Genomic DNA, 24,272 nt, shown 5'->3' on the forward strand with positions numbered 1-24,272 from the left:
TCCGATTATCTCCTCGCCACCTGACGGTGATCCTGTTATGGAGCGCATGACCTCGAAAATCGGGACTCGGTTTTCGAAAATGATCATGCGCCACATCAAAAGTGCTACAGCGTTCGTTGCGCGCCCCAAAGGATGCGCCACGCTGTAGCAGCGCAAACGGATAAAGGCCACATGGACGACAACGACAAGAAATTCCGACCCAGGAAGGGTCCGGCCAAGAGTGGGCCGAAAGCCGCGGGACCGCGCAGCCGCGATGGCGCCGCGGGCAAGGGCGGCAAACCGTCCTTTGGCGCCAAGAAACCTTACGCACCGCGTGGCGACCGGCCGATGGCTGCCGATGGCGAGCGGCCGAAGCGCGATTTCAAGGGCGGCGACAAGCCTTTCAGCAAAGGCCCGCGTCCCGAAGGCAAGCCTTTTGAGAAACGCGAGGGGCCGCGCAAGCCCTATGCACCGCGCGGCGATCGCCCGGTGGCCGCCGAAGGCGAGCGCAAGCCCTATGAAAAGCGCGAGGGGCCACGCAAGCCCTACGCACCGCGCGGCGACCGCCCGGTGGCCGCCGAAGGCGAGCGCAAGCCCTACGAGAAGCGCGAAGGGCCGCGCAAACCCTACGCACCGCGGGGCGACCGGCCGGCTGGGGCGGCAGCGGGCGGCGAAAAGCGCTTCGACCGTCCCAAGCGCGATTTCGGTGACCGCGCCCCCCGTGACGCCGGCGATCGCCCAAGGCGTGACTTCGCCGACCGCCCCAAGCGTGACTTCGGCGATCGCCCGAAGCGGGATTTCAACGATCGGCCGCAAGGCGCGTCAGGCGGCAGCTTCAAGCCACGCCCGCGTCCCGCCGAGGCTGCGGAAGAGGCAGGCGAGCGCATCGCCAAGCGGCTGGCCCGCGCCGGCCTCGCCTCGCGCCGCGATGCCGAGGAACTGATCGCCGCCGGCCGCGTCAAGGTCAATGGCCGCGCCCTGACTTCACCGGCCTTCAACGTGATGCCTGATGACATCATCCATCTCGACGGTATGGAAATCCCGCCGATCGAGCGCACAAGGCTGTTCCTGTTCCACAAGCCGGCCGGCGTCGTCACCACCAACCGCGATCCCGAGGGCCGCAAGACCGTCTTCGACGTGCTGCCGGCTGAATTGCCGCGGCTGATGACCATCGGCCGGCTCGACATCAACACCGAAGGCCTGCTGCTGCTCACCAATGATGGCGGCCTGTCGCGCGTGCTCGAACTGCCGGCCACCGGCTGGCTGCGCCGCTACCGCGTGCGCGTCCACGGTAAGGTCGAGGAAAGCGCGCTTGCCGGCCTGCGCGAAGGCATCGCCGTCGACGGCGTCTTTTACGGCGCCATCGAAGCGACGCTCGATCGCGAGCAAGGCACCAATGCCTGGCTGACGATCGGCCTGCGCGAGGGCAAGAACCGCGAAGTCAGGAACATCCTGGGTTCGCTCGGCCTCGACGTGACGCGGCTGATCCGTATCTCCTACGGGCCGTTCCAACTCGATGACCTCGCCGAGGGCCATGTGCTGGAAATCAAGGGCAGGGTGTTGCGCGACCAGCTTGGCGAGCGCCTGGTCGAGGAATCCGGCGCCAATTTCGACGCCGATGTCACCAAGCCGTTTTCCAACAAGCCGGTGCGGCGCACCGAAGTTCGCGAGCCGGAGCCGGAACGGCCGAAATTCACCCGCGATGGCGAGCGCCGCCCGATCGGCGAGGGCGGGTTGATCAAGAATCGCAAGCGCCGCGAAGGCAGCCGCGATGAGGCTCTGGGCAAACTGTCGACAAGCCCCGACAGAAACGCTGAGAAGAGTTTTGGCGAACGCGCCCCGCGTCCCGAACGCAGCTTTGGCGACAAGCCGCGCGGCAATTTCGGCGACAAACCGCGCGGTGGCTTCGGCGACAAGCCGCGTGGTGCTTTTGGTGGCAAGCCGGGCGGTGGCAAAAAGTCCGAGCGCGAGCAGCGGCCGATCGAGCCGCCCGGCCAGCGCAAGGCCAATGTTTGGATGGCGCCAGGCGCGCGACCGATCGGCAAGGGCAGGGCCGAAGCCGACGCCGCCAAGGCGGCTGACGCCAAGGCGCGCAAGGCCTCGTTCAAACCGACCTATGGCAAACCGGCCGGTGCAAAGCCGTTCGGCAAGCCGCGCGGCGAACGTCCGGGCGGGGCTGGCGGCGGTGAGCGTCCGCGCAACGGTCCCCGGGGCCCCAAAGCGAGATGAGAATCGTCGGCGGTGAGTTTCGCGGGCGTCCGTTGGCGACGCCGCGCTCGAGCGCCATCCGTCCGACGACCGATCGTACCCGCGAGGCGGTCTTCAACGTGCTGGCGCATCGCTTTGCCGAGCAATTGGACGGCGCACGCGTGCTCGACCTGTTCGCCGGCACCGGCGCGCTGGGGCTCGAAGCGCTGTCGCGCGGTGCCTCCTACGGTGTCTTCATCGAGGAATCGGCGGAAGGCCGTGGCCTGATCCGCGACAATGTCGAGGCCTTCGGGCTGACCGGCCGCACCAAGATCTTCCGCCGCGATGCCACCGGCCTCGGCGAGGCCGGCACGCTGGCGCCGTTCGGCCTTGTCTTCGCCGACCCGCCCTATGGCAAGGGCCTTGGCGAGCGCGCCTTGCAGTCGGCCAAAGCCGGCGGCTGGCTTCGCCCCGGCGCGCTGTGCGTGGTCGAAGAGGCCGCGGCGGCGTCCTTCGAGCCAGGCCCCGGCTTTTCGGTGCTGGACGAACGCAACTATGGCGAGACCGTCATCCGCTTCATCGAGGCGGCCTGATACGCCTCGTATCCTTGGCCGGGCATCCATGGGCCGGCCTCTTTGCCGCCGCCTTTGCCGGCAACATGATCAACAAATCACTTTGCTTGTCGCCAGCACCTTGCCTATCGTCTGTCGACAGAACCGGAGCCGTTGATGACATCCAGGATTGAATGGCTGCGGGGAACGCTGTTGGCGACCTCCTTGGCTTTTGTCACGACCAGCCCAGTGCTGGCCGAGAGCCCCGTCTTGCCCAACACGGTTCCGGCCGAGTTCAAGGTCACGGATTTCCTGCTCGACAACGGCATGGAGGTGGTCGTCATTCCCGACCACCGTGCGCCGATCGTCACCCACATGGTCTGGTACAAGATCGGCAGCGCCGACGAGCCGCCCGGCAAATCCGGCATCGCGCATTTCTTCGAACATCTGATGTTCAAGGCAACGACCAACCATGCGGCCGGCGAGTTCGACCGCGCCGTCTCCGATATCGGCGGCTCCAACAACGCCTTCACCTCCTACGACTATACCGCTTTCCACGAGACGGTGGCGCCGTCGGCGCTCGAGCTGATGATGAGCTTCGAGGCTGACCGCATGCGCAACCTCATCCTCACCGACGATGTCATCAAGACCGAGCGCGACGTCATCCTCGAGGAGCGCCGCTCGCGTATCGACAACAGCCCCGAGGCTGTGCTGGACGAGGAGGTCGATGCGACGCTGTGGCAGAACCAGCCCTATCGCATTCCGGTCATCGGCTGGATGCAGGAGATGCAGCAGCTGAACCGCGTCGACGCCACCGCCTTCTACGACAAATACTACCGGCCCAACAACGCCGTGCTGATCGTCGCCGGCGATGTCGAACCGGACACGGTGCGGGCGCTGGCCGAAAAGACCTATGGCAAGGTGGCGCGCGGCCCCGATCTGCCGCCCCGCATCCGCCCGGTCGAGCCGGAGCAGAACACCAAGCGCACGGTCACGCTCTCCGACGCGCGCGTCAGCGTGCCGAGCTTTTCCACGCAATGGGTGGTGCCGTCCTATCATTCGGGAAAGCCGGGCGAGGCGGAAGCGCTCGACCTCTTGGCGGAGATCCTCGGCGGGGGCAATCGCAGCCGGCTGTACCAGGCGCTCGTCGTCCAGCAAGGTATCGCATCCAGCGCCGGCGCCTTTTTCCAGGGCACCATGCTCGACGACACCAACTTCACCGTCTACGGCGCGCCGCGCGGCGATGCCAGGATTTCCGACGTCGAAGCGGCAGTCGATGCGGAGGTGGTGCGCATCGTCAAGGATGGCGTGACGCCATCGGAACTGGAAAAGGCCAAGGACCGCTATGTCAGGTCGATGATCTTTGCCCGCGACAAGCAGGATTCCATGGCCAACATCTACGGTTCGACGCTGGCCACCGGCGGCAATGTGCAGGACGTCCAGCAATGGACGGACCGCATCCGCAAGGTCACCGCAGACGAGGTCAAGGCGGTCGCCGCGCGCTATCTGGTGCTCGCCCGGTCGACGACCGGCTATCTCTTGCCGCAGCAACAAGCGGGGAATTGATGATGAATTCGATCCCCATGAGCGAGGCAGCCCCCTCATCCGGCCGCTTCGCGGCCACCTTCTTCCCGCTGGGGAGAAGAGGCTGGCGCCAGCGCTGGCAAGCTCCTCTCCCCGTCGGGGAGAGGTCAGCCGAGCAAAGCGGAGGCTGGGTGAGGGGGAGCGCCGGCTTCCGCGATTGGTCGCTGCCGACGATTGCCGCATGGCGTGCCCTCACCACCCTCTTTCTCTCCATCCTCTTCCTCATCCTGCCGGCGCTCACCGCGCGGGCCATGGAGATCCAGTCCGTCACCTCCCCAAAGGGCATCACCGCCTGGCTGGTCGAGGATTATTCCGTGCCGGTCGTCGCCATCCGCTTCGTCTTTGGCGGCGGCTCGACGCAGGATCCTGTCGGCAAGGAAGGACTGGCCAATCTAATGACCGGCCTGTTCGACGAAGGCGCCGGCCCGCTCGATAGTGAAGACTTCCAGATCAAGCTCGACGATGCCGGCGCCGAGATGAGCTTCGACGAGAGCCGCGACGGCATCTACGGCTCGATGCGCATGCTGGCCGAGCAGCGCGACCAGGCCTTCGACCTGCTGCGGCTGGCGGTCAACGAGCCGCGCTTCGACCAGTTGCCGATCGACCGCATCCGTTCCCAGATCCTGTCCGGCATCATCGCCGGCGAAAACGACCCGGACACGGTGGCGCAGAACAAATGGGCGCGCGCCCTCTATGGCGACCATCCCTATTCCCGCTCCGATCAGGGCACCAAGGAAAGCATCGCCGCCATCACGTCCGATGATCTGAAAGGCCTGCACAAAGCGGTGTTCGCGCGCGGCGGCCTGCATGTCGCCGTGGTCGGCGCCATCGACGCGGAGACGCTGAAGAAGAAGCTCGACATGGTGTTCGGCGACCTGCCGCAGAACCAGGCGCTGAGGCCTGTGGCCGATATCGACCCGAAGCTGGCGCAGCATATCGAGGTCGACTACGACCTGCCGCAGACCTCCCTGCAGCTCGCTTTTCCCGGCGTGAAGCGCAAGGCGGCGGATTTCTTCCCCGCCGTGCTGATGAACGAGATCCTCGGCGGCGGCACCTTCACCTCGCGCCTGTTCCAGGAAGTGCGCGAAAAGCGCGGACTGGCCTACAGCGTCAACTCCTCGCTGATCAACCAGGACCACGCCAGCGCGTTGATCGTCAGCACCGGCACCCGCTCCGACCGCGCGGCCGAGACGCTGGGCATCGTCCGCGATGTGGTCAAGCAATTGGCCGAGCAAGGCCCGACCGAAGCGGAACTGGCGGCGACCAAGAAATACATGATCGGCGCCTACGCCATCAACAATCTGGACTCGTCCAGCGCCATCGCCTCGACATTGGTCGAGTTGCAGCTCGACGATCTCGGCATCGACTACATGCAGCGCCGCGCCGGCTACATCAACGCGGTGACGCTCGAACAGGTCAAGGCGGCGGCGAAAAAGCTGCTGACCACCGAGCCGACCATCATGGTCATCGGCCCGAAACTGGCCGGAGCCGGCAAGGGATGAGCCCCACCTTCGGCATCGCCTTCGGCGGCGGCGGCGCGCGCGGGCTGGCGCATATCCATGTCATCGAGGCGCTGGACGAGCTGGGCATCAGGCCGGTGGCCATAGCCGGCTCGTCGATCGGCGCCATCATGGGTGCCGGCATGGCATCGGGCATGACCGGCAAGGACATCCACGACTACGCCCGCTCGATCCTCGGCCGCCGCGCTGAGGTGGCCAGCCGCATGTGGCGGGCGCGGCCGGGCACGATAGCCGAAGCCATGCAGAACGGCATCCGCGTCAGCCAGTTCAATGTCGAGCGCATCCTGAAAGCCTTTCTGCCCGAGGCCATCCCCGAAACCTTTGCCGAGCTGAAAATCCCGCTGAAGGTGACGGCGACCGACTATTTCGGTCACAAGCTGGCCGTCTTCGAAGACGGCGACCTGCACTCCGCGCTGGCGGCGTCAGCGGCCATCCCTGCCGTGTTCCGTCCGGTGATACGAGACGGCAGGCTGCTGATCGACGGCGGCATCTACAACCCCGTGCCGTTCGACCTGATCGAGAACGACGCCGACATCATCATCGGCGTCGACGTCGTCGGCGCACCGGAAGAGGCCGACCGCAAACAGCCGACCTCCGTCGACCTGATGTTCGGCGCCACGCAATTGATGATGCAGTCGATCATCGCCAACAAGCTGAAGCAATGCCGCCCCGACATCCTGGTCCGCCCGGCAGTGTCGAGATACCGCGTCCTCGATTTCCTGAAGATCGACGCGCTGATGAACGAGACGGTGGATATCAAGGACGAACTGAAGCGGCAGGTGGAGAAGGCGGTGGAGGCGAGGAATAGCGCCGCCATCAAGGGGAGACGGGGCAAGCAGGTCGGGTGAGGATGCATCTTCCCCATTCGATCTGAAAGGCTCCAACCGATTTACGACTTCGCCGCCACCGGCGCATACTCCAGCGCCACAACGCCGTTGCTGAATGGCGTGGCCGAAATCAGTTCGAGCGACACCGGTTCGCCGCCTGGGAACAGCGGCTTGCCTTGGCCGACGGTGCCGGGATAACTGAGCAGCCTGACGCGGTCGACCAGGCCATGGCGCAGCAATTCCTGCGCGACGCTGAGGCTGCCATGCACATAGATGTTGCCGCCGCTGCCTTGCTTCAGCGTCCTGACCGCTTCCGGCAGCGGTCCCTTCAGCAATTCGGCAGGCTTCCAGTCGAGCGCCTTCAGGCTGTTCGACGCGACATATTTCGGCAGCGCGTTGAACCGTTCGGCAAAATCTCCGGTTTCCGTCGGCCAGGAGCCGGCAAAGATCTCATAGGTCGTGCGCCCCAAAAGCATGGCGCCGCTATCGGCAAGCTCGTCCTCCTTGAACCTGTTCATCTCGTCGTTCCAGGTCACGCTTGGCAGCTTCTCGACCTCGGCAATGCCATCGACGCTGATGAATTCGGTGACGATAAGTTTTCGCATGGCGTTCTCCTTCTTCGCTCAAAGGACGGACCGCGCAGGGTCATTGCGACACGCTTCATAAAATATATCGCTGCGCTTCGTTGCAGGGTGGCGCTTTCAGCGCGAGCCTGCGAAAGACCGATACCACGGGGAAGTGCGACCGGCCTGGACTAAACCGCAAAGTTCGGATTTTGATGCCACATCAGAAGTAGTTATTATTCCCAAGAGCGCATTGCAGGAAGATCATGGAATTCGGGGTTTTCATTCATCGCTCGGATTCGCGGTACAATGATCGCCCCGCAGAGCAATACCAGTTTCCTCGTCCGTATCTGCGCCGCGTTGAGGCGTGTGTCGGCAAGTGGATCATCTACTACGAGCCCAGCAAGGTAAACGATACACGGGGCTATTACGCTGTAGCGAAAATCCAGCAGATCATCCCTGATCCTGTGATATCAGACATGTACCTCGCGCTGATTGAGCCCGGAACCTACCTCGATTTCGTCAATCCTGTTCAATTTAATGGATCTGATGGTCTCGTCGAGCGAGGCCTGCTCAACGATGAAGGACGGATTTCGGGCCGTGCCCAATCTGCAGTCCGTGCACTTAGCGCAAATGACTTCAACCGCATCATCGATCTGGGCCTGGATACGAATGAGTTGTTGCTGCCGCGCGTTGATGAGGTCGGCATATCTGCCGGCTTTCAGGATGAGCAGGCGCCATTCGAATTCGAGCAGAGTCGTGATCGCGTAAGCTACATCGGATCGCGAATCGTGCGGGACCGCATTTTCCGTCGCGTCGTCTTACGCGCTTATGACGAGCGCTGCGCAATCACGGGTCTCAAGCTGATAAATGGCGGCGGCCGGGCAGAAGTTTCTGCTGCACATATTCGACCGGTCGAGGCGAACGGGCCTGATGTCGTCAACAATGGGATCGCACTGTCCGGCACTGCGCATTGGATGTTCGACCGTGGATTGATCAGCCTGTCGGACGATTTGGAAATCCTGATCTCCAGACAGGTCAATGACTTAGACAGTGTGCAGGGCTTTATAAACAAGACGCGCCGCGCGCTTCCGCCTCGCCGACAGCTCGAACGCCCGCATCCTCATTTCTTGCAATGGCACCGCGAGCACTGCTTCAAGCAATAAGCGGTCAAAGCTGCCCCGTCCATGGGAAGGCTTTGCTTGGAGGCGTTTGGTCGTTTGGGCGGGAAGAACCCCCTCAGTCCTTCGCCCGCTCCACATAAGCCCCATCCGCCGTCATCACCACCACGCGGGTGCCCGGCGCGATGTGGGGGGGCACCAGGGTGCGTACGCCGTTGGACAGCACGGCCGGCTTGTAGGACGACGAGGCCGTCTGTCCCTTGGTCGTCGGCTCGGTTTCCACCACTTCGAAGGTGGCGCGCTGCGGCAGCACCAGGGAAATGGCAATGCCGTTGAACTGCGACACCTGCACGGCCATGCCTTCCAGCAGGTAAGGCGCCATGTCGCCGACCACGGCTTCCGACACCGCCACCTGGTCGTAGGTTTCCGGGTTCATGAAGTGAAAGCCTTCGCCGTCGCGGTAGAGGAAGGTGTGCTCGCGCTCTTCGACATAGGCGCGCTCGACCTGCTCGGTGGTGCGGTAGCGTTCCGAAACCTTCACCCCGTCGCCGATGCGGCGCATGTCGAGCTGCGTTACCGGCGTGCCCTTGCCTGGGTGGATGTTTTCGGCAAAGAGGATCACATAAAGCTTGCCGTCCTTGTCGACGACATTGCCTTTGCGGAGCGAACTGGCGATGACTTTCACCACGGTTTTAAATCCTGCAAGAAGAGTTGACTGGCGTTTGCCGGCTAGTGCGGCGCTGGATGGGGGCCTACCGCATCTTGGCCGCCGCCGCCAGCCCCCTTCCACCATGTTCCGAGCCGCATGACCGAAGCTTCGCCCTGGTGGACGCCTGACGTTCACGCCGACCGCCGCCCGCGGCTGATGCTGCGCAATGGCATCGCCGCCGGCCTGCGCGACTGGTTCGCCGCCCATGATTTCGTCGAGGTGCAAACGGCGGCGCTGCAGGTCTCGCCCGGCAATGAGGCGCATCTGGCGGCTTTCGCCACGGAAGCGGTCGGGCCGGACGGTGCAAGGGCGCCACTCTATCTCCACACCTCGCCGGAATTCGCCTGCAAGAAGTTGATCGCCGCCGGTGAAACCAGGATTTTCAGCTTCGGTCCGGTCTATCGCAACCGCGAGCGCGGCCCCTTGCATCATCCCGAATTCACCATGCTCGAATGGTACAGGGTGGGCGAGGCCTATGAGAGCCTGATGCTGGATTGTGCGGCCTTTCTGGCGCTGGCCGCGACAAGGACAGGGGCGACTATTTTCTCTTTCCGGGGCCGCGACTGCGATCCGTTTGCCGAGCCGGAACGACTGACGGTGGCGGACGCTTTCGCCCACCATGCCGGCATCGACCTGCTGGCCACGGTCGCCGCCGACGGCAGCACCGACCGCGACGCGCTGCACGCCGCCTTGACCCATGTCGGCCTGCGCACCGCGCCCGACGACAGCTGGGCCGATCTGTTCAGCCGGGTGATGGTGGAAAAGGTCGAGCCATTTCTCGGGCAGGGCCGCGCGACCATCCTGTGCGAATATCCCGTCGCCGAGGCGGCACTGGCGCGGCCGAGCCAGCGCGACCCGCGCGTCGCCGAGCGTTTCGAGCTCTATTGCTGCGGCGTCGAACTCGCCAACGGCTTTGGCGAACTGACCGACGCCGACGAGCAGCGCCGGCGCTTTGTTACCGAGATGGACGAGAAGCAGCGCATCTATGGCGAGCGCTATCCGCTGGACGAGGATTTTCTCTCAGCCCTTGCCATCATGCCGCCGGCCAGCGGCATCGCACTCGGCTTCGACCGGCTGGCGATGCTGGCGACCGGCGCGCAAAAAATCGAGGACGTGATCTGGACGCCTGTGGCCTGAGGGCGGAGAGATCTGGCCTATTCGATTCCAGGGATCAAGACTGGACCGTGACCCCGAACCAAGAGACCACATGATCGGTACTGGATTTCAAGGTCAATCGGGAAGATCTACAGTGGCTGCTTCTGAAACGGTCGAAATCGCCATTGTCGGCGCCGGAGTTGTCGGGCTGGCGACGGCACTTCGCCTTGTCGCGGACGGCCGCGAAGTCCTGCTCATCGATCCGAACGAGCCGGGCTCCGGCGCGTCGTTCGGCAATGCCGGAACGATCGCCGAATATGCCTGCATGCCGGTCGGCACTCCTGCGGTGCTGCGGGCATTGCCAAAGCTGCTGCTTGATCCCGACAGCCCGTTTTCGCTGCGCTGGCCGGCGCTGCTGCAGCTGGCGCCATGGCTCGTTCGGTTCATGCGGCAATCGCTGCCGGCGGCCACCCGGGCCAATGCGCTGGCGCTCGCCGGACTGCTGGCCGACGCCCTTCCGGCCTGGGACGACATGGTCGGGGAGGCCGGGCTGGAGGACCAGCTGCGCCGCAATGGCTGTCTTTACCTCTATCGCCGCTTGAGCGATTTTGCCGCTGGCGCCGGCGGCCGGGCAATGCGCGCTGGGTTTGGCATCCACCAAGAGGTGCTGACTCCCGAAGAGGTGGCGGCGCTTGAGCCGGGCCTGCCGGCGACAGCAGCGCATGGCGTGTATTTTCCCGACTCGATCAATGTCACCGATCCGGCAATGGTGATGCGGCGGTTGCTGGGCGCGGTGAGTGCCCGTGGTGCATCGGTGAAGCAGGCAGAGATCACCGGGCTGCAGGTCGAGGCTGACGGTGTCCAGCTCAGCGGACCCGGCGTTCGCATCAAGGCTGGCACGGTGGTGATCGCCGCCGGTGCACGGTCGCGCGCACTGGCCGCGCAGGCCGGCGACAGGATTCCGCTCGAGACCGAGCGCGGCTATCATCTGGAATTCCAGACCGACGCGCCGCTGCTCAACCGACCTGTCTGTCCCGTCGATCTTGGTTTCTACCTGACGCCGATGGCTGGCCGCTTGCGGGTCGCCGGCACCGTCGAACTCGGCGGCCTGGTCGCGCCGCCAAATCCGCGCCGGCTGGCGCTGCTTGACCGTGGCGCCAGGCAAATTTTTCCCAGGCTCGGCTCGCCTGCCTCGCAATGGCTCGGCTTCCGGCCGTCCCTGCCGGATTCCAGGCCGGTCATCGGCGCTTCGCGCGGCAGCTCCCGCGTAATTCATGCTTTCGGGCACGGTCATCTCGGCCTGACGCTGGCTCCGATCACCGCGCGGCTGGTCGCCGACTTGATCGGCGGACGCGGCGATCCGGCTCGGCTCGCACCTTTCGCGGCGGGCCGTTTCGGCCGTTGATCGATGGATGCCCTCGATCTGAGCTAGTGCGCGAAAACCTGCTCCAGCGAGCGAAAGCCCTTGAATTCCAAGGCATTGCCCGAGGGGTCGCGGATGAACAGCGTTGCCTGTTCGCCGGGCTCGCCCTTGAAGCGGACCATCGGCCGTTCCAGCCAGTCGATGTCGTCGCGCGCCTCCAGCCGTGTCGCCAGGCGCTGCCAGTCGTCCATCAAGAGCACCGCGCCGAAATGCGGGATCGGCACGACAATGCCGTCGACCTTGCCGTCGCTGGAGGCCTGTGCGGCCTGCGGCCGCAGATGCGCCGACATCTGGTGACCGTAGAGGTCGAAGTCGACCCAGGTCGCTGACGAGCGGCCGATCGCGCAGCCCAGCACCTCGCCATAGAAAACGCGGGTTTCATCGAGATCACGGACCGGGAAGGCGAGATGGAAAGGCGTCATCGAAATGCTCCGTGCAGGCTGCGAACCGATTTTGCGTCACAGGGTTCGCGGTTTGAACCGTCCGCCCTGCATTTTGATTGAAGCCTATGCCATTGCACAAGCCGGACCGGAACAATAGATGGGTGGGCAACGGCCGCACACCGGCCGCACCAGCAGGATTTCAGGCATGACCGACATATCAGACGCAGCAAAATTGACCGACCGCGTCGCGGCCCTGGTCGAGGCTGCCAAAAAGGCCGGCGCCGATGCCGCCGACGCGGTGGCCGTGCGCGGCCGCTCGACCGGTGTGTCGGTGCGTCTCGGCAAGGTCGAGGCTACCGAAGCTTCCGAAAGCGAGGATGTGGCGCTGCGCGTTTTCGTCGGCGGCCGCGTGGCGAGTGTCTCGGCGACAGCGGCGTCCGACCCGAAAACGCTGGCCGAGCGCGCCGTGGCGATGGCGAAAGTGTCGCCGCAGGATCCCTATCAAGGGCTGGCCGATCCGGCATTGCTCGCCAAACAGACGCGCGATCTCGACCTGTTCGACGCCACCGAAGTGTCGGCAGACCAGTTGAAGGAAGCCGCATTGGCGGCGGAAGCGGCAGCGCTTGCCGTCAAGGGCGTGACCAATTCGGCCGGCGCCAGCGCCGGTGCCGGGCTGGGCGGCCTGGTGCTGGCCACCTCGCACGGCTTCCTCGGCCACTATGTCGGCTCGCGTTTTTCGCGCTCGGCCAGCGTTATCGCCGGCGAGGGCACCGGCATGGAGCGCGACTATGAATTCTCCTCGCGCCAGCATTTTGCAGATCTCGATGCGCCCGAGGACATCGGCCGCAAGGCCGGCGAGCGCGCCGTGCGCCGCATCGGCGCGCGCAAGGCGGCGACCGGGCCGGTCGACGTGGTGTTCGACCCACGCGTCGCGCGCGGCATCGCCGGCCATCTCGCCGGCGCCATCAACGGCGCCTCGGTCGCGCGCAAGACCTCGTTCCTGCGCGACATGATGGGCAAGCAGGTGGCCGCCTCCGCCATCACCGTCACCGACGAGCCGCTCCGGCGGCGTGGCCAGGCCTCGCGTCCGTTCGACGGCGAAGGCGTCGAGGGCGAAAAGCTGTTGATGGTCGAGAAGGGCGTGCTCAACCACTGGTTCCTGTCGACCTCGGCTGCAAGGGAGCTGGGCCTCGTCACCAACGGCCGCGGCGCACGCAGCGGCTCCTCCGTTACGCCATCCTCCACCAATCTCGCCATCGAACCCGGCGAGCGGTCGCCGGAAGAGCTGATCAAATCGCTCAAGACCGGCTTCTACGTCACCGAGGTGTTCGGCCAGGGCGTCGACATGGTCACCGGCGAATACAGCCGCGGCGCTTCCGGTTTCTGGATCGAGAATGGCGAACTGGCCTATCCCGTCGCCGAGGTCACCATCGCCTCGAACCTGAAGACGATGTTCCTCAACATGGTGCCGGCCGATGACCTCGACCGCAATTTCGGCACCGCGGCGCCGACGCTCCTGATCGAAGGCATGACCCTTGCCGGAGCATGACCTGACCACTGCCGGAGCCACCGAAGACTTGCCGCTGCTGCGCGATGCCGCCCGCGAGGCGGGGGTGATCGCCATGCGCTACTTCGGCAACAGCCCGCAAGTCTGGATGAAGGGCGGCACATCACCGGTCAGCGAGGCCGACCACGCGGCCGACGCCTATCTGCGCGAAACATTGCTGGCGGCGCGGCCGGATTATGGCTGGCTGTCGGAAGAGACAGTTGACGATCCGGTCCGGCTTTCGGCACGCCGCACCTTCGTCGTCGACCCGATCGACGGCACGCGCGGTTTCCTGGAAGGCCAGCGCACCTGGTGCGTCAGCGTCGCCGTCGTCGAGCATGGCCGCACGCAGGCCGGCGTGCTGGAATGCCCGGCGATGGAGGAGACCTACTGGGCGCTGCCCGGCCAGGGTGCTTTCCGCAACGGCAAGCGCATTGCGGTTCGCAAGCTGGCGGAAACGGCCGAGATTTCCGGGCTGAAGCAGTTGACCGACCTGATGCCTGCCGAATGGCAGGCGCGGCTGAAGCGGGCGCCTTACAGCCCTTCGCTCGCCTATCGGCTGGCCATGATCGCCAATGGCGCGCTGGACGCCACTTTCGTCAAGCCGAACGCGCATGACTGGGACATTGCAGCGGCCGACCTCATCCTGCGCGAGGCCGGCGGCCAGCTGCTCGACCAGCATGGCCGCGCTCCACTTTATGCCGGCGAGGTGACTCGTCACGGCGCCCTTGCTGCCGGCAGCGGTGAATTGCTGGCCGTGCTCGCCGGCGTCATCGCCGGTCTGGACACGTGAAAGCGTTTTCCCCGGCGAGATGAATTCATCTCGCCCTAAAGGTTCCAAAGTCGGCGGCTTTGGTCTAGACCTGTGACAAACTCACGATATGTGAAGGACCGACATGGCCGCGGAAGACGGAAAGAAACAGCTTTTGCATCTGGTGTTCGGTGGCGAACTGAAGAAGCTTGGCGGCACCGAATTCCGCGATCTCGACGGGCTCGACATCGTCGGCATCTATCCCGACTATCAATCCGCGCACACGGCGTGGAAAGCCAAGGCGCAAGCCAGCGTGGACAACGCTCACATGCGTTACTTCGTCGTTCATCTGCACCGGCTGCTGGACCCCGACAACAAGGCTGCCGGTTGACTTCGATGGAGCATGACCTGGCGAAAGGGCCAGCAAGCGATGCCGCGCCCACGGGCAGGGGACGCAGCCGCACGACCAAGGCCTTCTGGCGCAAGATTCGCCAACCGCTTGCGCAGTCGCGATTCGTCAAGAACGCCATCGCCAGCCTGTTCGCCCAGTTCGTCCGCTTCGTGCGCCTCACCAATCGCGTCGTCGAGGGATCGGCACGGTTTTCGGGCGGTGCCTATACCGAGTTCGAGCCTGGCATCATCGCCTTGTGGCACGGCCAGCATCTGCTGACGCCTGCCTATTATCCCAAGCGCAAGCCGCTGGTCGCCATGGTTTCGCGCAGCGCCGATGCCGAGCTCAACGCCTTGATGCTGGAAAAATTCGGCATCGAGGCGGTGCGCGGCTCGGGCGGGCGGGAAAATGCCAGGCACCTCGACAAGGGTGGGGCAAAAGCGCTTATCGCCCTGAAAAAGTCGCTCGCCGTCGGCAAGAACGTCGCCATGATCGCAGATATTCCGCACGGCACGCCGCGAGACGCAGGACTTGGCATCGTTCTCCTGGCTCGCCTCTCGGGCCGGCCGCTTGTGCCCGTCGCCATCACCACCAGCCGCCGCAAGGTGCTGGAGAGGAGCTGGGACAAGACCACCATTAACCTGCCGTTCGGCCGTTCGTCGATCGTCATTGGCCAGCCGATCTTCGTGGCGGCCGGCGCCGATGACGCCGAAATGGAGCGCAAGCGCCAGGAAGTGACGACAGCGCTCAATGCCGCGACCGCCGAGGCTTACCGTCTCGTGGATGCTCCGCGATGAGCGGCCGCTGGGCACGGGCCATGCTGTCGGCTTACCGATTCGCGGGTGCGGCAGCCTATCCGCTGGTCGGGCCCTACGTTGCCTGGCGCACCTCGCGCGGCAAGGAAGACCGCTACCGCCGCCGCGAGCGCTATGGCGTCGCCGGCCGCGCGCGCCCCGACGGGCCGGTGATCTGGATCCATGCCGCGAGCGTCGGCGAGACCATAGCCGTCGTGCCGCTGGTCGAAAGCATTCTCGACTATGGCGTCAACATCGTGCTGACGACCGGCACGGTGACCTCTGCGCAGGTCGCCGACGAGCGGCTCGGTGACCGGATCATCCATCAATATGTACCGCTCGATCTCAAGCCGGCGGTCAGCCGGTTCCTCGATCACTGGCAGCCGGATCTGGCAATCATCGCCGAATCCGAGATCTGGCCGATGACCATCCTCGAGCTTGGCGCGCGCCGTGTGCCGCAGGTGCTGGTCAATGGCAGGCTGTCCGACCGCTCGTTCAAATCGTGGAAGAAACGGGCCAACATCGCCGAGGCGCTGTTCGAGAACCTGGCTCACGTCGTGGCGCAGTCGGATGTCGATGGCGAGCGGTTTCTCGCGCTCGGCGCGCGGCCGGTGACGGTGTCGGGCAACCTCAAGGTGGACACGTCGCCGCCGCCGGTCGACGAACGGGCGCTGGCGACACTGCGGCGGCAGATAGGCACGCGCCCGACCTGGGCGGCGATCTCGACCCATGACGGCGAGGAAGTGGTCGCGGCTGAAGTCCACGCGACGCTGCACAAGCGCCACCATGGTCTTCTGACGATCGTCGTTCCGCGTCATCCCGATCGCGCCGAGGCGCTTGCGGCGCAGATTTCCGGCATGGGCCTGAAGGTCGCGCGGCGCAGCAAGGGCGACAGGATCACGGCCGACACCGACATATTGCTTGGCGACACGATCGGCGAGATGGGGCTCTATCTCCGGCTGACGGAAATCGCCTTCGTCGGCCGCTCGCTGACCTCCGAGGGTGGCCAGAACCCGCTGGAGCCGGCCATGCTCGACACGGCGGTTCTCGCCGGGCGCAATGTGCAGAATTTTCGCGAGGCCTACCAGCGTCTCCTCGACAGCGGCGGCGCCAAGCTGGTGCGCGATCGCGACATGCTGGCCGGCGCCGTCAATTTCCTCCTGACCAACGAAGTGGCGCGCCACGAGATGATGGCGGCAGGCATTGCGACCGTCGACGAGATGCGCGGTGCGCTGGCGCGTACGCTGAAATCGCTTGAGCCCTACATCCAGCCGCTGGTCGTCAAGTCGCGCCTGAAGGGCGCGAACGGGCGCTAGCGTGGCCTCGGAAGCACCACCATTCTGGTGGGAGGAGCCGGACTGGCGGGTCCTGGCACTGTCGCCGCTGTCGGCCATCTATGCGGCTGCCGCCGGCCGCGGCATGCGGCGGGCCAAGCGTGAGAAGATCGAAGCACCTGTTCTGTGCATCGGCAATTTCACGGTTGGCGGCACCGGCAAGACACCGGTGGCCATCGCGCTCGCCAAGCAGGCCAAGCGCATGCATCTGAAACCAGGCTTCCTGTCGCGCGGCCATGGCGGCTCCTTCGCCGAGCCGCACGTGGTCGATATCGACCACGACAGCGCCCGGCATGTCGGCGACGAACCGCTGCTGCTCGCCGAACACGCGCCGGTGGCGGTGACGCCGAACCGCGCCGCCGGCGCCCGGCTGCTGCTGGAACGAAATGGCTGCGATTTCCTGATCATGGACGATGGCTTCCAGAGCGCCCGCATCCACATCGACTATGCGCTGGTCGTGGTCGATGCGCGCTACGGGATCGGCAACGGCCGCGTCATTCCGGGGGGGCCGCTCAGGGCCAAAATCGTCGACCAGCTGGTTTTCACCAGCGGGTTGTTGAAAATGGGCGAGGGCACTGCCGCCGACAGCGTGGTCCGCCAGGCGGCACGCGCCGGCCGGGCGATCTTCGAGGCCCATACAGAGCCAAGCGGCAAGGCAGGGCTTGCCGGCAAGCGGTTCCTCGCCTTCGCCGGTATCGGCCATCCCGAGAAATTCTTCGACACGGTGCGCGAGGCCGGCGGCGAACTGGCATTGACGCGGCCGTTTCCGGACCATCATTTCTATGCGGAGGACGAACTTGCCGAGCTGGCGGCGACCGCACGCACTGAGGGGCTGGTGCTCATCACCACCGCCAAGGACGCCGCCCGGCTGCGCCACGGCGCCTCACAGGACTTTCTCGACCGGCTCGAGGTGCTGGAGATCGACACGGTCTTCGAACTCGATCACGTTCCCGAGCGCATCATCGACGAGACGCTCGATGCCTGGCGCCAGCGCAAGCTGAAGGGTTAACTGCGCTTACGCAGCTCCGGATGCATCTCGATTTCACGGCGCAGCGAGGCGGTGGCGCTGATATAGGGCTCTTGCCTTGCGACGCTCCAGTATTTCAACTCGTCGAGCGGAATGCTTTCGCCTGTCACCGCGCAGCGCACGAACGCGCCGGGGCTGGTAACCTGGAAGTCGCCATCCAGATAGCGGATGCGGGCTTCCTTGCCGCCGGGGCCTTCGAAACGGTTCATCATGCGGGGACGCCAGGGTTCATGAGGATTTCATCGCCATAAATTCCCGGCGAGGTCAAGCATGAGACAAGCCTGAGACAATGCTGAACGCTTATTGTGAAGCGGAAAAATGTTGTTGGTGGGCCGCAATGGACGTTTCCTCCACTCGTCTTCCCGCCCTGCTTAGGGAAGTGATGACGCCGCAAGCCGTGCCCTCGGGGCAGGCTGATCCAGTGATGACGGCACTGGTCAAGGCGCTGGTCCAACCGCCGGCGCCGTCTCTGCTCGCGCAGCAGACAGCGCCGGCGCTGTTGATTTTGCCGGCGGCGCCGATGGCCGTCAAATCGCAGCAGATCGCATCCGCTGGCATCGTCGATGCCTATCTTGCCCAGCTTGAGACGGGCGAAGAGGCGGCGTTGGCAACAGTCGTGGCGAGAAAGGCAAAACCCGAAGCCGAAACGCTGCGAGCCTTCTTGCCGCCTTCGACAACCGCCAATGACAATGCCTCCGCCAGGGTTGCGGGGCTGTCATTGCTTTCGCTTATCCCGCCGCAGGCTCCAATCCCGCGCAACGCTGCCGCCCTGAGTACGCCGGCGGGCAGGCACAGGCCGGCCAATCAATCCCATGGTGCGGTGCCGCACCCTGAGCAGTTGCTGGTGAAAATTGGCTTTGTTTCGATAATGGCCGGTTTGCTGGGAGCGGTGATCCTTGGGTTCGTTTTGTTGTTGCTTCGTTGAGCTTCGAATCGGCCGGTTTTCCATATAGGTCCGGAAGGCCTATCGCTCGGCTTCGATAAACGCCTCGATCTTTTCCTGGGCCAGCCCGGCCTCTGCTGCGATGCGGCGGGCGAGGTCGGCGGCGGCGGCACGCGGCCGCCCCATCGGCCGGTCGAGCCAGTAGGATACCGGGTTGAGGGCTGTGCGCTCATCGACGGGAGTGATGCGGCCCGATTGTAATTGATGTCCGGTCAGCGGCGGGCGGGCCAGCGCGATGCCCAGCCCATAGGCGGCGGCGTCGAGCACCAGATTGTAGTCCTCGAAGCGGCGGTCCTGCGGGCGCGGGCGGTAATCCATGCCTTGCGCGGCAAACCAGGCGCGCCAGGCCGACGCGTCGGAATCATTGATCAGCGGATATTTGAGCAGCCGGGCAGGGTCGCCGCGGCCGATCTCGCGGGCAAGCTCAGGTGACGCGACGGGAAAGACATGTTCCTCGAAAAGTTGCACCGAGATGCGGCCCGGAATGCCGCCGCGTCCACAACGGATCGAGAGGTCGATGCCTTCATCGGCAAGGTCGGCCTGGCGGATGTCGACATCGAGCACGATGCGCAGCTTGGAGGGATTGTTCTCCAGAGCCGCCATGCGCGGCATTAGCCACAGCCCGCTGACGGAGGGGATCGAGGTCAGCCGCACCACCGCCGTGCCACGCGGCTCGACCCAGCGGTCGGAATGGGTCGATATCAGCGCAAAGGCTTCCGCCGTGCGCAGATGCAGCCTGTTGCCTTCGATCGTCAGCGAGACGCCGCGCGCACCACGGTCGAAGACTTTCAATCCCAGCCAGTCCTCGAGCTTGGCGATCTGCCGGCTGACGGCGCCATGGGTGATATTGAGCTTTTCGGCGGCCGCTGAAAAGCTGCCTGTCCGCGCCGCCGCATCGAAGGCGCGCAGCGTTTCGAGCGGCACCATTGTGTCCGAGCTGTGATCCATAGTCACAAGTGATCCTCGATTTCGTCGTTTGTCAACCGGGGTGAAAAGGCGTTTTCTGCCTTTCAGGACCGAAGAAATACGAGGGCGGTGAGATGAGCGAGATAACGGGCACGTTGAATTCGACACAGCGAATGGACACCACGGCAGCCATCGCGGTGGCGCTGACGGTGGTTGGTTGGGCCTCCGCCTTTCCCGCTATCCGAGCCGGTCTCGCCGCCTTCGGCCCACTGGAACTGGGTGCGTTGCGCTTTGCCATCGCCGCTGTGCCGGCGGCGATCTTCCTGGCCGTCAAGCGCCCGGCGCTGCCAAGGCTCGACGAAGTGTGGCGCCTGGTCTTTGGCGGCGCCATCTTCGTCGCGCTCTACACCGTCATGCTCAATTTCGGCGAACTGACCGTCTCGGCCGGTGCCGCCGGCTTCATCATCAATGTCAGCCCGATCTTCACCGCCATCATGGCGATGGCATTGCTGGGCGAGCGCTTCTCAGGCGTGGCCTGGATCGGTACGGTGATTTCCTTCGCCGGCATAGGCATCATCGCCATGGCCGACGGGCATGGCCTGTCATTCAACACCGGTGCTCTGTTGGTGCTTGGTTCGGCCTTGTGCTCGGCCGTCAACACCATCGTCCAGAAGCCGCTGTTTGCCCGCCATCATCCATTGACCATTTCGGCTTCGAACATGGTGCTCGGCGCACTATGCCTGGCCCCCTTCCTGCCGTCGGCCTTTTCGCAGGCGGCGGTCGCCGACACAGCAGGCCTCGGCGCCGTCATCTTTCTCGGCATCGTGCCCAGCCTCATCGCCTATGCCGCCTGGGCGACCGCGCTGTCGCGTCTGCCGGCGGCACGTGCCTCCAACTTCCTCTATCTGGTCTCGCCGATGTCCGCGCTGATCGGCTTCTTCTGGCTGGGCGAAGTTCCCACTCTGCTCGGCATAATCGGCGGCGCGCTGGCGCTGGGCGGTATCATCGTGGTGAATTTGATGAGATGAATATTGCCGACCGTCCGCTTCCCCCATTCGGAACGATCCCTCGATCAAACGCGTTTAGCCGAGGTTTGTTCGACGGAGGTCCGAATGCCGGGTGCAACGACGCACCGACGCATGCAACTGGATGATCTATCCATTTTTTATCGCGAGGGAGGGCCGTTAGAAGCACCTGTCTTGCTCTTGCCGCACGGCTATCCCTGCTCTTCGTTCCAATTCCGCCGACTGATGCCGGCGCTCGCCGACCGCTGGCGGACGATTGCATTCGACTGGCCTGGCTTCGGATACAGCGGCACACCCGATCCGGCCACCTTCGGCTATGATTTCGACGCCTATTGCGACGTGCTTTCCAAGCTTGCCGATAAATTCGGTCTCCAACGCTACGCCTTGTGGCTGCACGATTATGGCTCGCAGATAGGGCTCCGGCATGCGATCTCGCACCCGGAGCGGATCAGCGCCCTGATCATCCAGAACGGCGACATCTACGAGGACGTGCTTGGACCCAAATACGCCACGATCAAGGCCTGGTGGACCGACAAGGCGCCCGGCAAGCACCGTCCGCTCGAGGCCGCGATAAGTGAGGACGGGTTCCGGGCCGAGTTCATCGGGGAAGTGGCTGACGACGTCGCCATGCGCGTGCCGCCCGATCTCTGGAGCCTTCACTGGCCACTGATGAACACGCCGGTTCGTCGGCAGATCGCCGTCGGTCTGATGGAGAAGCTGGAAGCCAATCTCACCTGGTTTCCGCGCTACCAGGCTTATTTGCGTGAACACCATCCGCCACGTTGATCGTTTGGGGGCCAGAGGATGGCTATATGCCCGCGGCGTCGGCAAGGGCCTATCATCGCGATCTGCCCGATGCGGAACTGCATCTGATCGAAGGGGCGGGTCATTGGCTGCTCGAGACACATTTCGACGATGCGCTGCCGCTGGTCCGCGATTTCCTGGCTCGTGTTCACGGCTGATCACAACCGGCGTCCGCTATGCCCAGTTTGCCGTCCGCCTGACTGAAGGAGAACCTCATGCCGACCACACCGACCATCGCGCGCATCTGGCGCGGTCGCACCCGCCGCGACATCGCCGACGCCTATGAGCCATACCTGCGTGCCGAGGGTATTCCGCCCCTCGAGAAGACGGCGCTTGGCGTCCAATTGCTGCGCGAGGACCGTGATGCCGAGACGTGGTTCACAACCATCTCGTATTGGGCCGACATGCAAGCGATGACCGCCTTTACCAAAGGCGAACCGACCAAAGTCCATCATCTGGACCGCGATGCCGAGTTCCTGATCGAGCTGCCGGAGCGGATCGAAATCCATCGGATACTTGTCGATCGTCGGGGACTGCGCTGAGCGCCGATCGGTGGTTCGCAACCTCTTCTTCTTCGCGGTGATATCGCTGATCTGGGGGCTGACCTGGGCCGCGATCAAGCTCGGTCTCAATGACGCGCCTCCGCTCCTGCTGGCGGCTGCACGCTATTTGCTGACCGCTTTGGCGGCAGGAGCCTGGCTCTTCGGCGAGGCGGTCGGCTGGGCTGAAATCACCGGTGCGATCCTCCTGCTGACGGCGGCTGCGATCGCGCTACTCGGACCGCTGGGCGAAAATCGCGGGTGACCACATTGTCGGCCGGCCTCCTTGACCTGCCGACCTCGAGCGGCGAAGCGATAGGCCCGCAATCCGTCCGCAGCTATCGCCGTCCGAAAAGCCGTTCGATATCCGCCAGCTTGAGTTCGATATAAGTGGGGCGGCCGTGGTTGCAGGTGCCGGAGCCGGGCGTCGCCTCCATCTGCCGCAGCAGCGCGTTCATCTCCTCGGCCTTGAGCAGGCGGCCGGAGCGCACAGAGCCGTGGCACGCCATGGTCGCGGCTATCTTGTCCAGCCGCTCCTTCAGCGTGTCGACCGTGTCGTTGTCGGCGATCTCGTCGGCGAGGTCGCGCACCAATTGCTGGACATTGGCCTCGCCCAGCATCGACGGCGTCTCGCGCACCGCGACAGCGCCGGGGCCAAAGCGCTCGATGCCGAGACCGAAGCGGGCCAGCGTTTCCGAATGCAGCGCAAGCCGCTCCGCATCCTCCTCCGGCAGGTCGATGATCTCGGGCAGAAGCAGCATCTGCGAGGGCACCGGGCGCGAGTGCAGCGCATTCTTCAGCGCCTCGTAGACCAGCCGTTCATGCGCCGCATGCTGGTCGACGATGATGAGCGAATCCCTGGTTTGGGCGACGATGTAGTTCTCATGCACCTGCGCACGCGCCGCGCCCAGCACCGCGCCAAGCAGCGTCTCCGTCGCCTCATCCTGTCCGGCGCGCGCATCGGCGCTGGCAAGCGGGCCGGCATCGAACGCCGCCTGATCGTTTTCACGCAAACCGCGATGTTCGAAGCCCGAGCCTTCGAAGCCCATGTCGAGCGGCCGCTGCGGCGATCGGGCCGCGTCGAAGCCGGACGGGCCCGACGCGCGGTAGGCCGCGTCGTAGCTGCGGTGGCCGTTTGCCGGTCCGCCGTGGCCGTAGGATGCGGCCCCTGGCCGGAACGCCGCCATCATGCCGGCGGCACCCGTGGTGGCGGCGCGGACGCCGGCATCGGCCAGTGCTTGCCTGATTGCGCCGACGATCAGCCCGCGCACAAGGCCGGGATCGCGGAAGCGCACATCGGCCTTGGCTGGATGGACATTGACGTCGACGATGGCCGGATCGAGCGTCAGGAACAGTACCGTCACCGCGTGGCGGTCGCGCGGCAGGACGTCGGCATAGGCGCCGCGTATGGCGCCGGCGATCAGCTTGTCGCGCACTGGGCGGCCGTTCACATAGGCATATTGCTGCAGCGCGTTGGCGCGGGTGAAGGACGGGATCGACACGTGGCCGGTCAGATGCACGCCATCGCGCATCGCGTCGAGGGCAATGGAATTGTCGGGAAAGTCGGCGCCCATCACCTGGGCGACACGACGCAGGCTGCCTTCCGCGCTGTCGTCCGCCGCCGGCAATTCCAGCGTCGAGCGGTCCGAGCCGGCCAGCGTGAAGCGCACGGCGGGGAAGGCGATGGCGATGCGCTTGACCACATCGCTGGTGGCCGAGCTTTCGGCGCGTTCGCCCTTCATGAACTTCAATCGGGCCGGCGTTGCGAAGAACAGGTCGCGCACCTCGACCGTGGTGCCGCGATTGGCCGCCGCCGGCCTGACAGGCAGGACGCGGCCACCCTCGATGCCAATCTCGGCGGCGCTGTCGCTTGCTGCCGTGCGCGAGCGGATCGAAAGTCGCGACACCGAGCCGATCGACGGCAGCGCTTCGCCGCGGAAGCCCAGCGAGCGAATGTCGTTGATATCCTCGGTGAGCTTGGAGGTGCAGTGACGTGCGATCGCCAGCGCCAGCTCCCGTTCGGGAATGCCGGAGCCGTCATCGGTGACGCGGATCAGGTTCAGCCCGCCGCCCGATGTGACGATCTCGACGCGCGAAGCACCGGCATCGAGCGCATTCTCGACCAGTTCCTTGACCACGCTCGCCGGACGCTCGATGACTTCGCCGGCGGCGATCTGGTTGATCATCGTTTCGGAAAGCTGGCGGATGGGCATGGCGGCACTATAGGCGGATTCGCGTCGAGCGGGAGGGGCAGAATTGCGCCAGCGGTG

At 64.9% G+C, this 24,272-nt stretch carries 24 protein-coding genes and 1 pseudogene; 19 read left to right on the top strand and 6 right to left on the bottom strand.

What is annotated here, in order from left to right; genetic code table 11:
- The first annotated feature begins 171 nt into the window (after window positions 1-171).
- The 5 genes from P3C39_RS26400 (at window position 172) to P3C39_RS26420 (ending at window position 6,669) form a co-directional block, all read left to right on the top strand.
- Complete coding sequence (locus P3C39_RS26400; protein ID WP_064994141.1) at window positions 172-2,208, top strand: pseudouridine synthase; 2,037 nt, start codon at window positions 172-174, stop codon at window positions 2,206-2,208.
- Window positions 2,205-2,759, top strand: coding sequence for a 16S rRNA (guanine(966)-N(2))-methyltransferase RsmD (rsmD, locus tag P3C39_RS26405; protein ID WP_064994142.1), 555 nt, complete (start codon window positions 2,205-2,207; stop codon window positions 2,757-2,759). Before P3C39_RS26400 ends, rsmD begins: the two co-directional genes overlap by 4 nt.
- A 135-nt stretch (window positions 2,760-2,894) precedes the next feature.
- The gene (locus P3C39_RS26410; protein ID WP_275954741.1) at window positions 2,895-4,283 is read left to right on the top strand and encodes a pitrilysin family protein; all 1,389 of its coding nucleotides are present in this window, start codon (window positions 2,895-2,897) and stop codon (window positions 4,281-4,283) included.
- A complete protein-coding gene (locus tag P3C39_RS26415; protein ID WP_245321899.1) occupies window positions 4,283-5,803 on the top strand; it encodes a pitrilysin family protein in 1,521 nt (506 codons plus the stop codon). Before P3C39_RS26410 ends, P3C39_RS26415 begins: the two co-directional genes overlap by 1 nt.
- Window positions 5,800-6,669, top strand: a complete 870-nt coding sequence (locus P3C39_RS26420; RefSeq protein WP_275954740.1) for a patatin-like phospholipase family protein — start codon at window positions 5,800-5,802, stop codon at window positions 6,667-6,669. Before P3C39_RS26415 ends, P3C39_RS26420 begins: the two co-directional genes overlap by 4 nt.
- Window positions 6,670-6,710: 41 nt before the next feature.
- Here the strand turns inward: P3C39_RS26420 and P3C39_RS26425 are convergent, their stop codons facing one another.
- On the bottom strand, window positions 6,711-7,253 hold the full coding sequence (locus P3C39_RS26425; RefSeq protein WP_275954739.1) for a dihydrofolate reductase family protein: 543 nt from the start codon (window positions 7,251-7,253) through the stop codon (window positions 6,711-6,713).
- 224 nt (window positions 7,254-7,477) lie between these two features.
- Here P3C39_RS26425 and P3C39_RS26430 point away from each other — a divergent pair, with 224 nt between their 5' ends.
- Complete coding sequence (locus tag P3C39_RS26430; protein ID WP_275954738.1) at window positions 7,478-8,377, top strand: HNH endonuclease; 900 nt, start codon at window positions 7,478-7,480, stop codon at window positions 8,375-8,377.
- Between the two features lie 73 nt (window positions 8,378-8,450).
- On the opposite strand, the gene efp is transcribed toward P3C39_RS26430, so the two are convergent.
- Window positions 8,451-9,020: an elongation factor P gene (gene efp, locus P3C39_RS26435; protein WP_013532351.1), complete on the bottom strand. Its 570-nt coding sequence runs from the start codon at window positions 9,018-9,020 to the stop codon at window positions 8,451-8,453.
- A gap of 117 nt (window positions 9,021-9,137) precedes the next feature.
- On the opposite strand from efp, the gene epmA reads away from it, so the two are divergent.
- Together epmA and P3C39_RS26445 are read left to right on the top strand one after the other, a co-directional pair.
- Window positions 9,138-10,178: an EF-P lysine aminoacylase EpmA gene (gene epmA / locus P3C39_RS26440; protein ID WP_275954737.1), complete on the top strand. Its 1,041-nt coding sequence runs from the start codon at window positions 9,138-9,140 to the stop codon at window positions 10,176-10,178.
- 112 nt (window positions 10,179-10,290) lie between these two features.
- Window positions 10,291-11,541 (top strand): FAD-dependent oxidoreductase, encoded by a 1,251-nt coding sequence (locus P3C39_RS26445; RefSeq protein WP_275954736.1) that lies wholly within the window; start codon window positions 10,291-10,293, stop codon window positions 11,539-11,541.
- A 23-nt stretch (window positions 11,542-11,564) separates the two neighbouring features.
- Here the strand turns inward: P3C39_RS26445 and P3C39_RS26450 are convergent, their stop codons facing one another.
- Window positions 11,565-11,981: a VOC family protein gene (locus P3C39_RS26450; protein WP_224620278.1), complete on the bottom strand. Its 417-nt coding sequence runs from the start codon at window positions 11,979-11,981 to the stop codon at window positions 11,565-11,567.
- 166 nt (window positions 11,982-12,147) lie between these two features.
- Here P3C39_RS26450 and P3C39_RS26455 point away from each other — a divergent pair, with 166 nt between their 5' ends.
- From P3C39_RS26455 to lpxK, 6 genes are all read left to right on the top strand, one after another.
- Window positions 12,148-13,491, top strand: a complete 1,344-nt coding sequence (locus P3C39_RS26455) for a TldD/PmbA family protein (RefSeq protein ID WP_013532347.1) — start codon at window positions 12,148-12,150, stop codon at window positions 13,489-13,491.
- Window positions 13,478-14,281 (top strand): 3'(2'),5'-bisphosphate nucleotidase CysQ, encoded by an 804-nt coding sequence (locus P3C39_RS26460; RefSeq protein ID WP_224620277.1) that lies wholly within the window; start codon window positions 13,478-13,480, stop codon window positions 14,279-14,281. Before P3C39_RS26455 ends, P3C39_RS26460 begins: the two co-directional genes overlap by 14 nt.
- Window positions 14,282-14,384: 103 nt before the next feature.
- Window positions 14,385-14,630, top strand: coding sequence for a DUF4170 domain-containing protein (locus tag P3C39_RS26465; protein ID WP_013532345.1), 246 nt, complete (start codon window positions 14,385-14,387; stop codon window positions 14,628-14,630).
- 5 nt (window positions 14,631-14,635) lie between these two features.
- Window positions 14,636-15,427, top strand: coding sequence for a lysophospholipid acyltransferase family protein (locus P3C39_RS26470; protein ID WP_275954735.1), 792 nt, complete (start codon window positions 14,636-14,638; stop codon window positions 15,425-15,427).
- Window positions 15,424-16,740, top strand: coding sequence for a lipid IV(A) 3-deoxy-D-manno-octulosonic acid transferase (gene waaA / locus P3C39_RS26475; RefSeq protein WP_013532343.1), 1,317 nt, complete (start codon window positions 15,424-15,426; stop codon window positions 16,738-16,740). Before P3C39_RS26470 ends, waaA begins: the two co-directional genes overlap by 4 nt.
- Window position 16,741: 1 nt before the next feature.
- Complete coding sequence (gene lpxK, locus P3C39_RS26480) at window positions 16,742-17,767, top strand: tetraacyldisaccharide 4'-kinase (protein ID WP_013532342.1); 1,026 nt, start codon at window positions 16,742-16,744, stop codon at window positions 17,765-17,767.
- Here lpxK and P3C39_RS26485 read toward each other — a convergent pair.
- Window positions 17,764-17,997, bottom strand: a complete 234-nt coding sequence (locus tag P3C39_RS26485) for a DUF2093 domain-containing protein (RefSeq protein WP_013532341.1) — start codon at window positions 17,995-17,997, stop codon at window positions 17,764-17,766. The genes lpxK and P3C39_RS26485 overlap by 4 nt on opposite strands.
- Before the next feature lie 125 nt (window positions 17,998-18,122).
- Between P3C39_RS26485 and P3C39_RS26490 the strand changes: the two genes are divergently transcribed.
- Entirely contained in the window at window positions 18,123-18,710 is a 588-nt protein-coding gene (locus P3C39_RS26490; RefSeq protein WP_275954734.1) for a hypothetical protein, read from the top strand.
- Window positions 18,711-18,749: 39 nt separating this feature from the next.
- On the opposite strand, the gene P3C39_RS26495 is transcribed toward P3C39_RS26490, so the two are convergent.
- Entirely contained in the window at window positions 18,750-19,676 is a 927-nt protein-coding gene (locus P3C39_RS26495; RefSeq protein WP_027163234.1) for a LysR family transcriptional regulator, read from the bottom strand.
- A gap of 92 nt (window positions 19,677-19,768) precedes the next feature.
- Between P3C39_RS26495 and P3C39_RS26500 the strand changes: the two genes are divergently transcribed.
- The 4 genes and pseudogenes from P3C39_RS26500 (at window position 19,769) to P3C39_RS26515 (ending at window position 22,267) form a co-directional block, all read left to right on the top strand.
- Window positions 19,769-20,662, top strand: coding sequence for a DMT family transporter (locus P3C39_RS26500; RefSeq protein ID WP_275954733.1), 894 nt, complete (start codon window positions 19,769-19,771; stop codon window positions 20,660-20,662).
- Window positions 20,663-20,746: 84 nt separating this feature from the next.
- Window positions 20,747-21,621, top strand: a pseudogene (locus tag P3C39_RS26505) (alpha/beta hydrolase).
- A 57-nt stretch (window positions 21,622-21,678) separates the two neighbouring features.
- Entirely contained in the window at window positions 21,679-22,005 is a 327-nt protein-coding gene (locus P3C39_RS26510) for a hypothetical protein (protein ID WP_024504825.1), read from the top strand.
- A 10-nt stretch (window positions 22,006-22,015) separates the two neighbouring features.
- Window positions 22,016-22,267 (top strand): hypothetical protein, encoded by a 252-nt coding sequence (locus tag P3C39_RS26515; RefSeq protein ID WP_082827555.1) that lies wholly within the window; start codon window positions 22,016-22,018, stop codon window positions 22,265-22,267.
- Between the two features lie 73 nt (window positions 22,268-22,340).
- Here the strand turns inward: P3C39_RS26515 and mutL are convergent, their stop codons facing one another.
- Window positions 22,341-24,215, bottom strand: a complete 1,875-nt coding sequence (mutL, locus tag P3C39_RS26520; RefSeq protein ID WP_275954732.1) for a DNA mismatch repair endonuclease MutL — start codon at window positions 24,213-24,215, stop codon at window positions 22,341-22,343.
- Window positions 24,216-24,272 lie beyond the last annotated feature (57 nt).

It is taken from the genome of Mesorhizobium sp. XAP4 (genome assembly GCF_029269325.1).
GTDB classification, from domain to species: domain Bacteria; phylum Pseudomonadota; class Alphaproteobacteria; order Rhizobiales; family Rhizobiaceae; genus Mesorhizobium; species Mesorhizobium ciceri.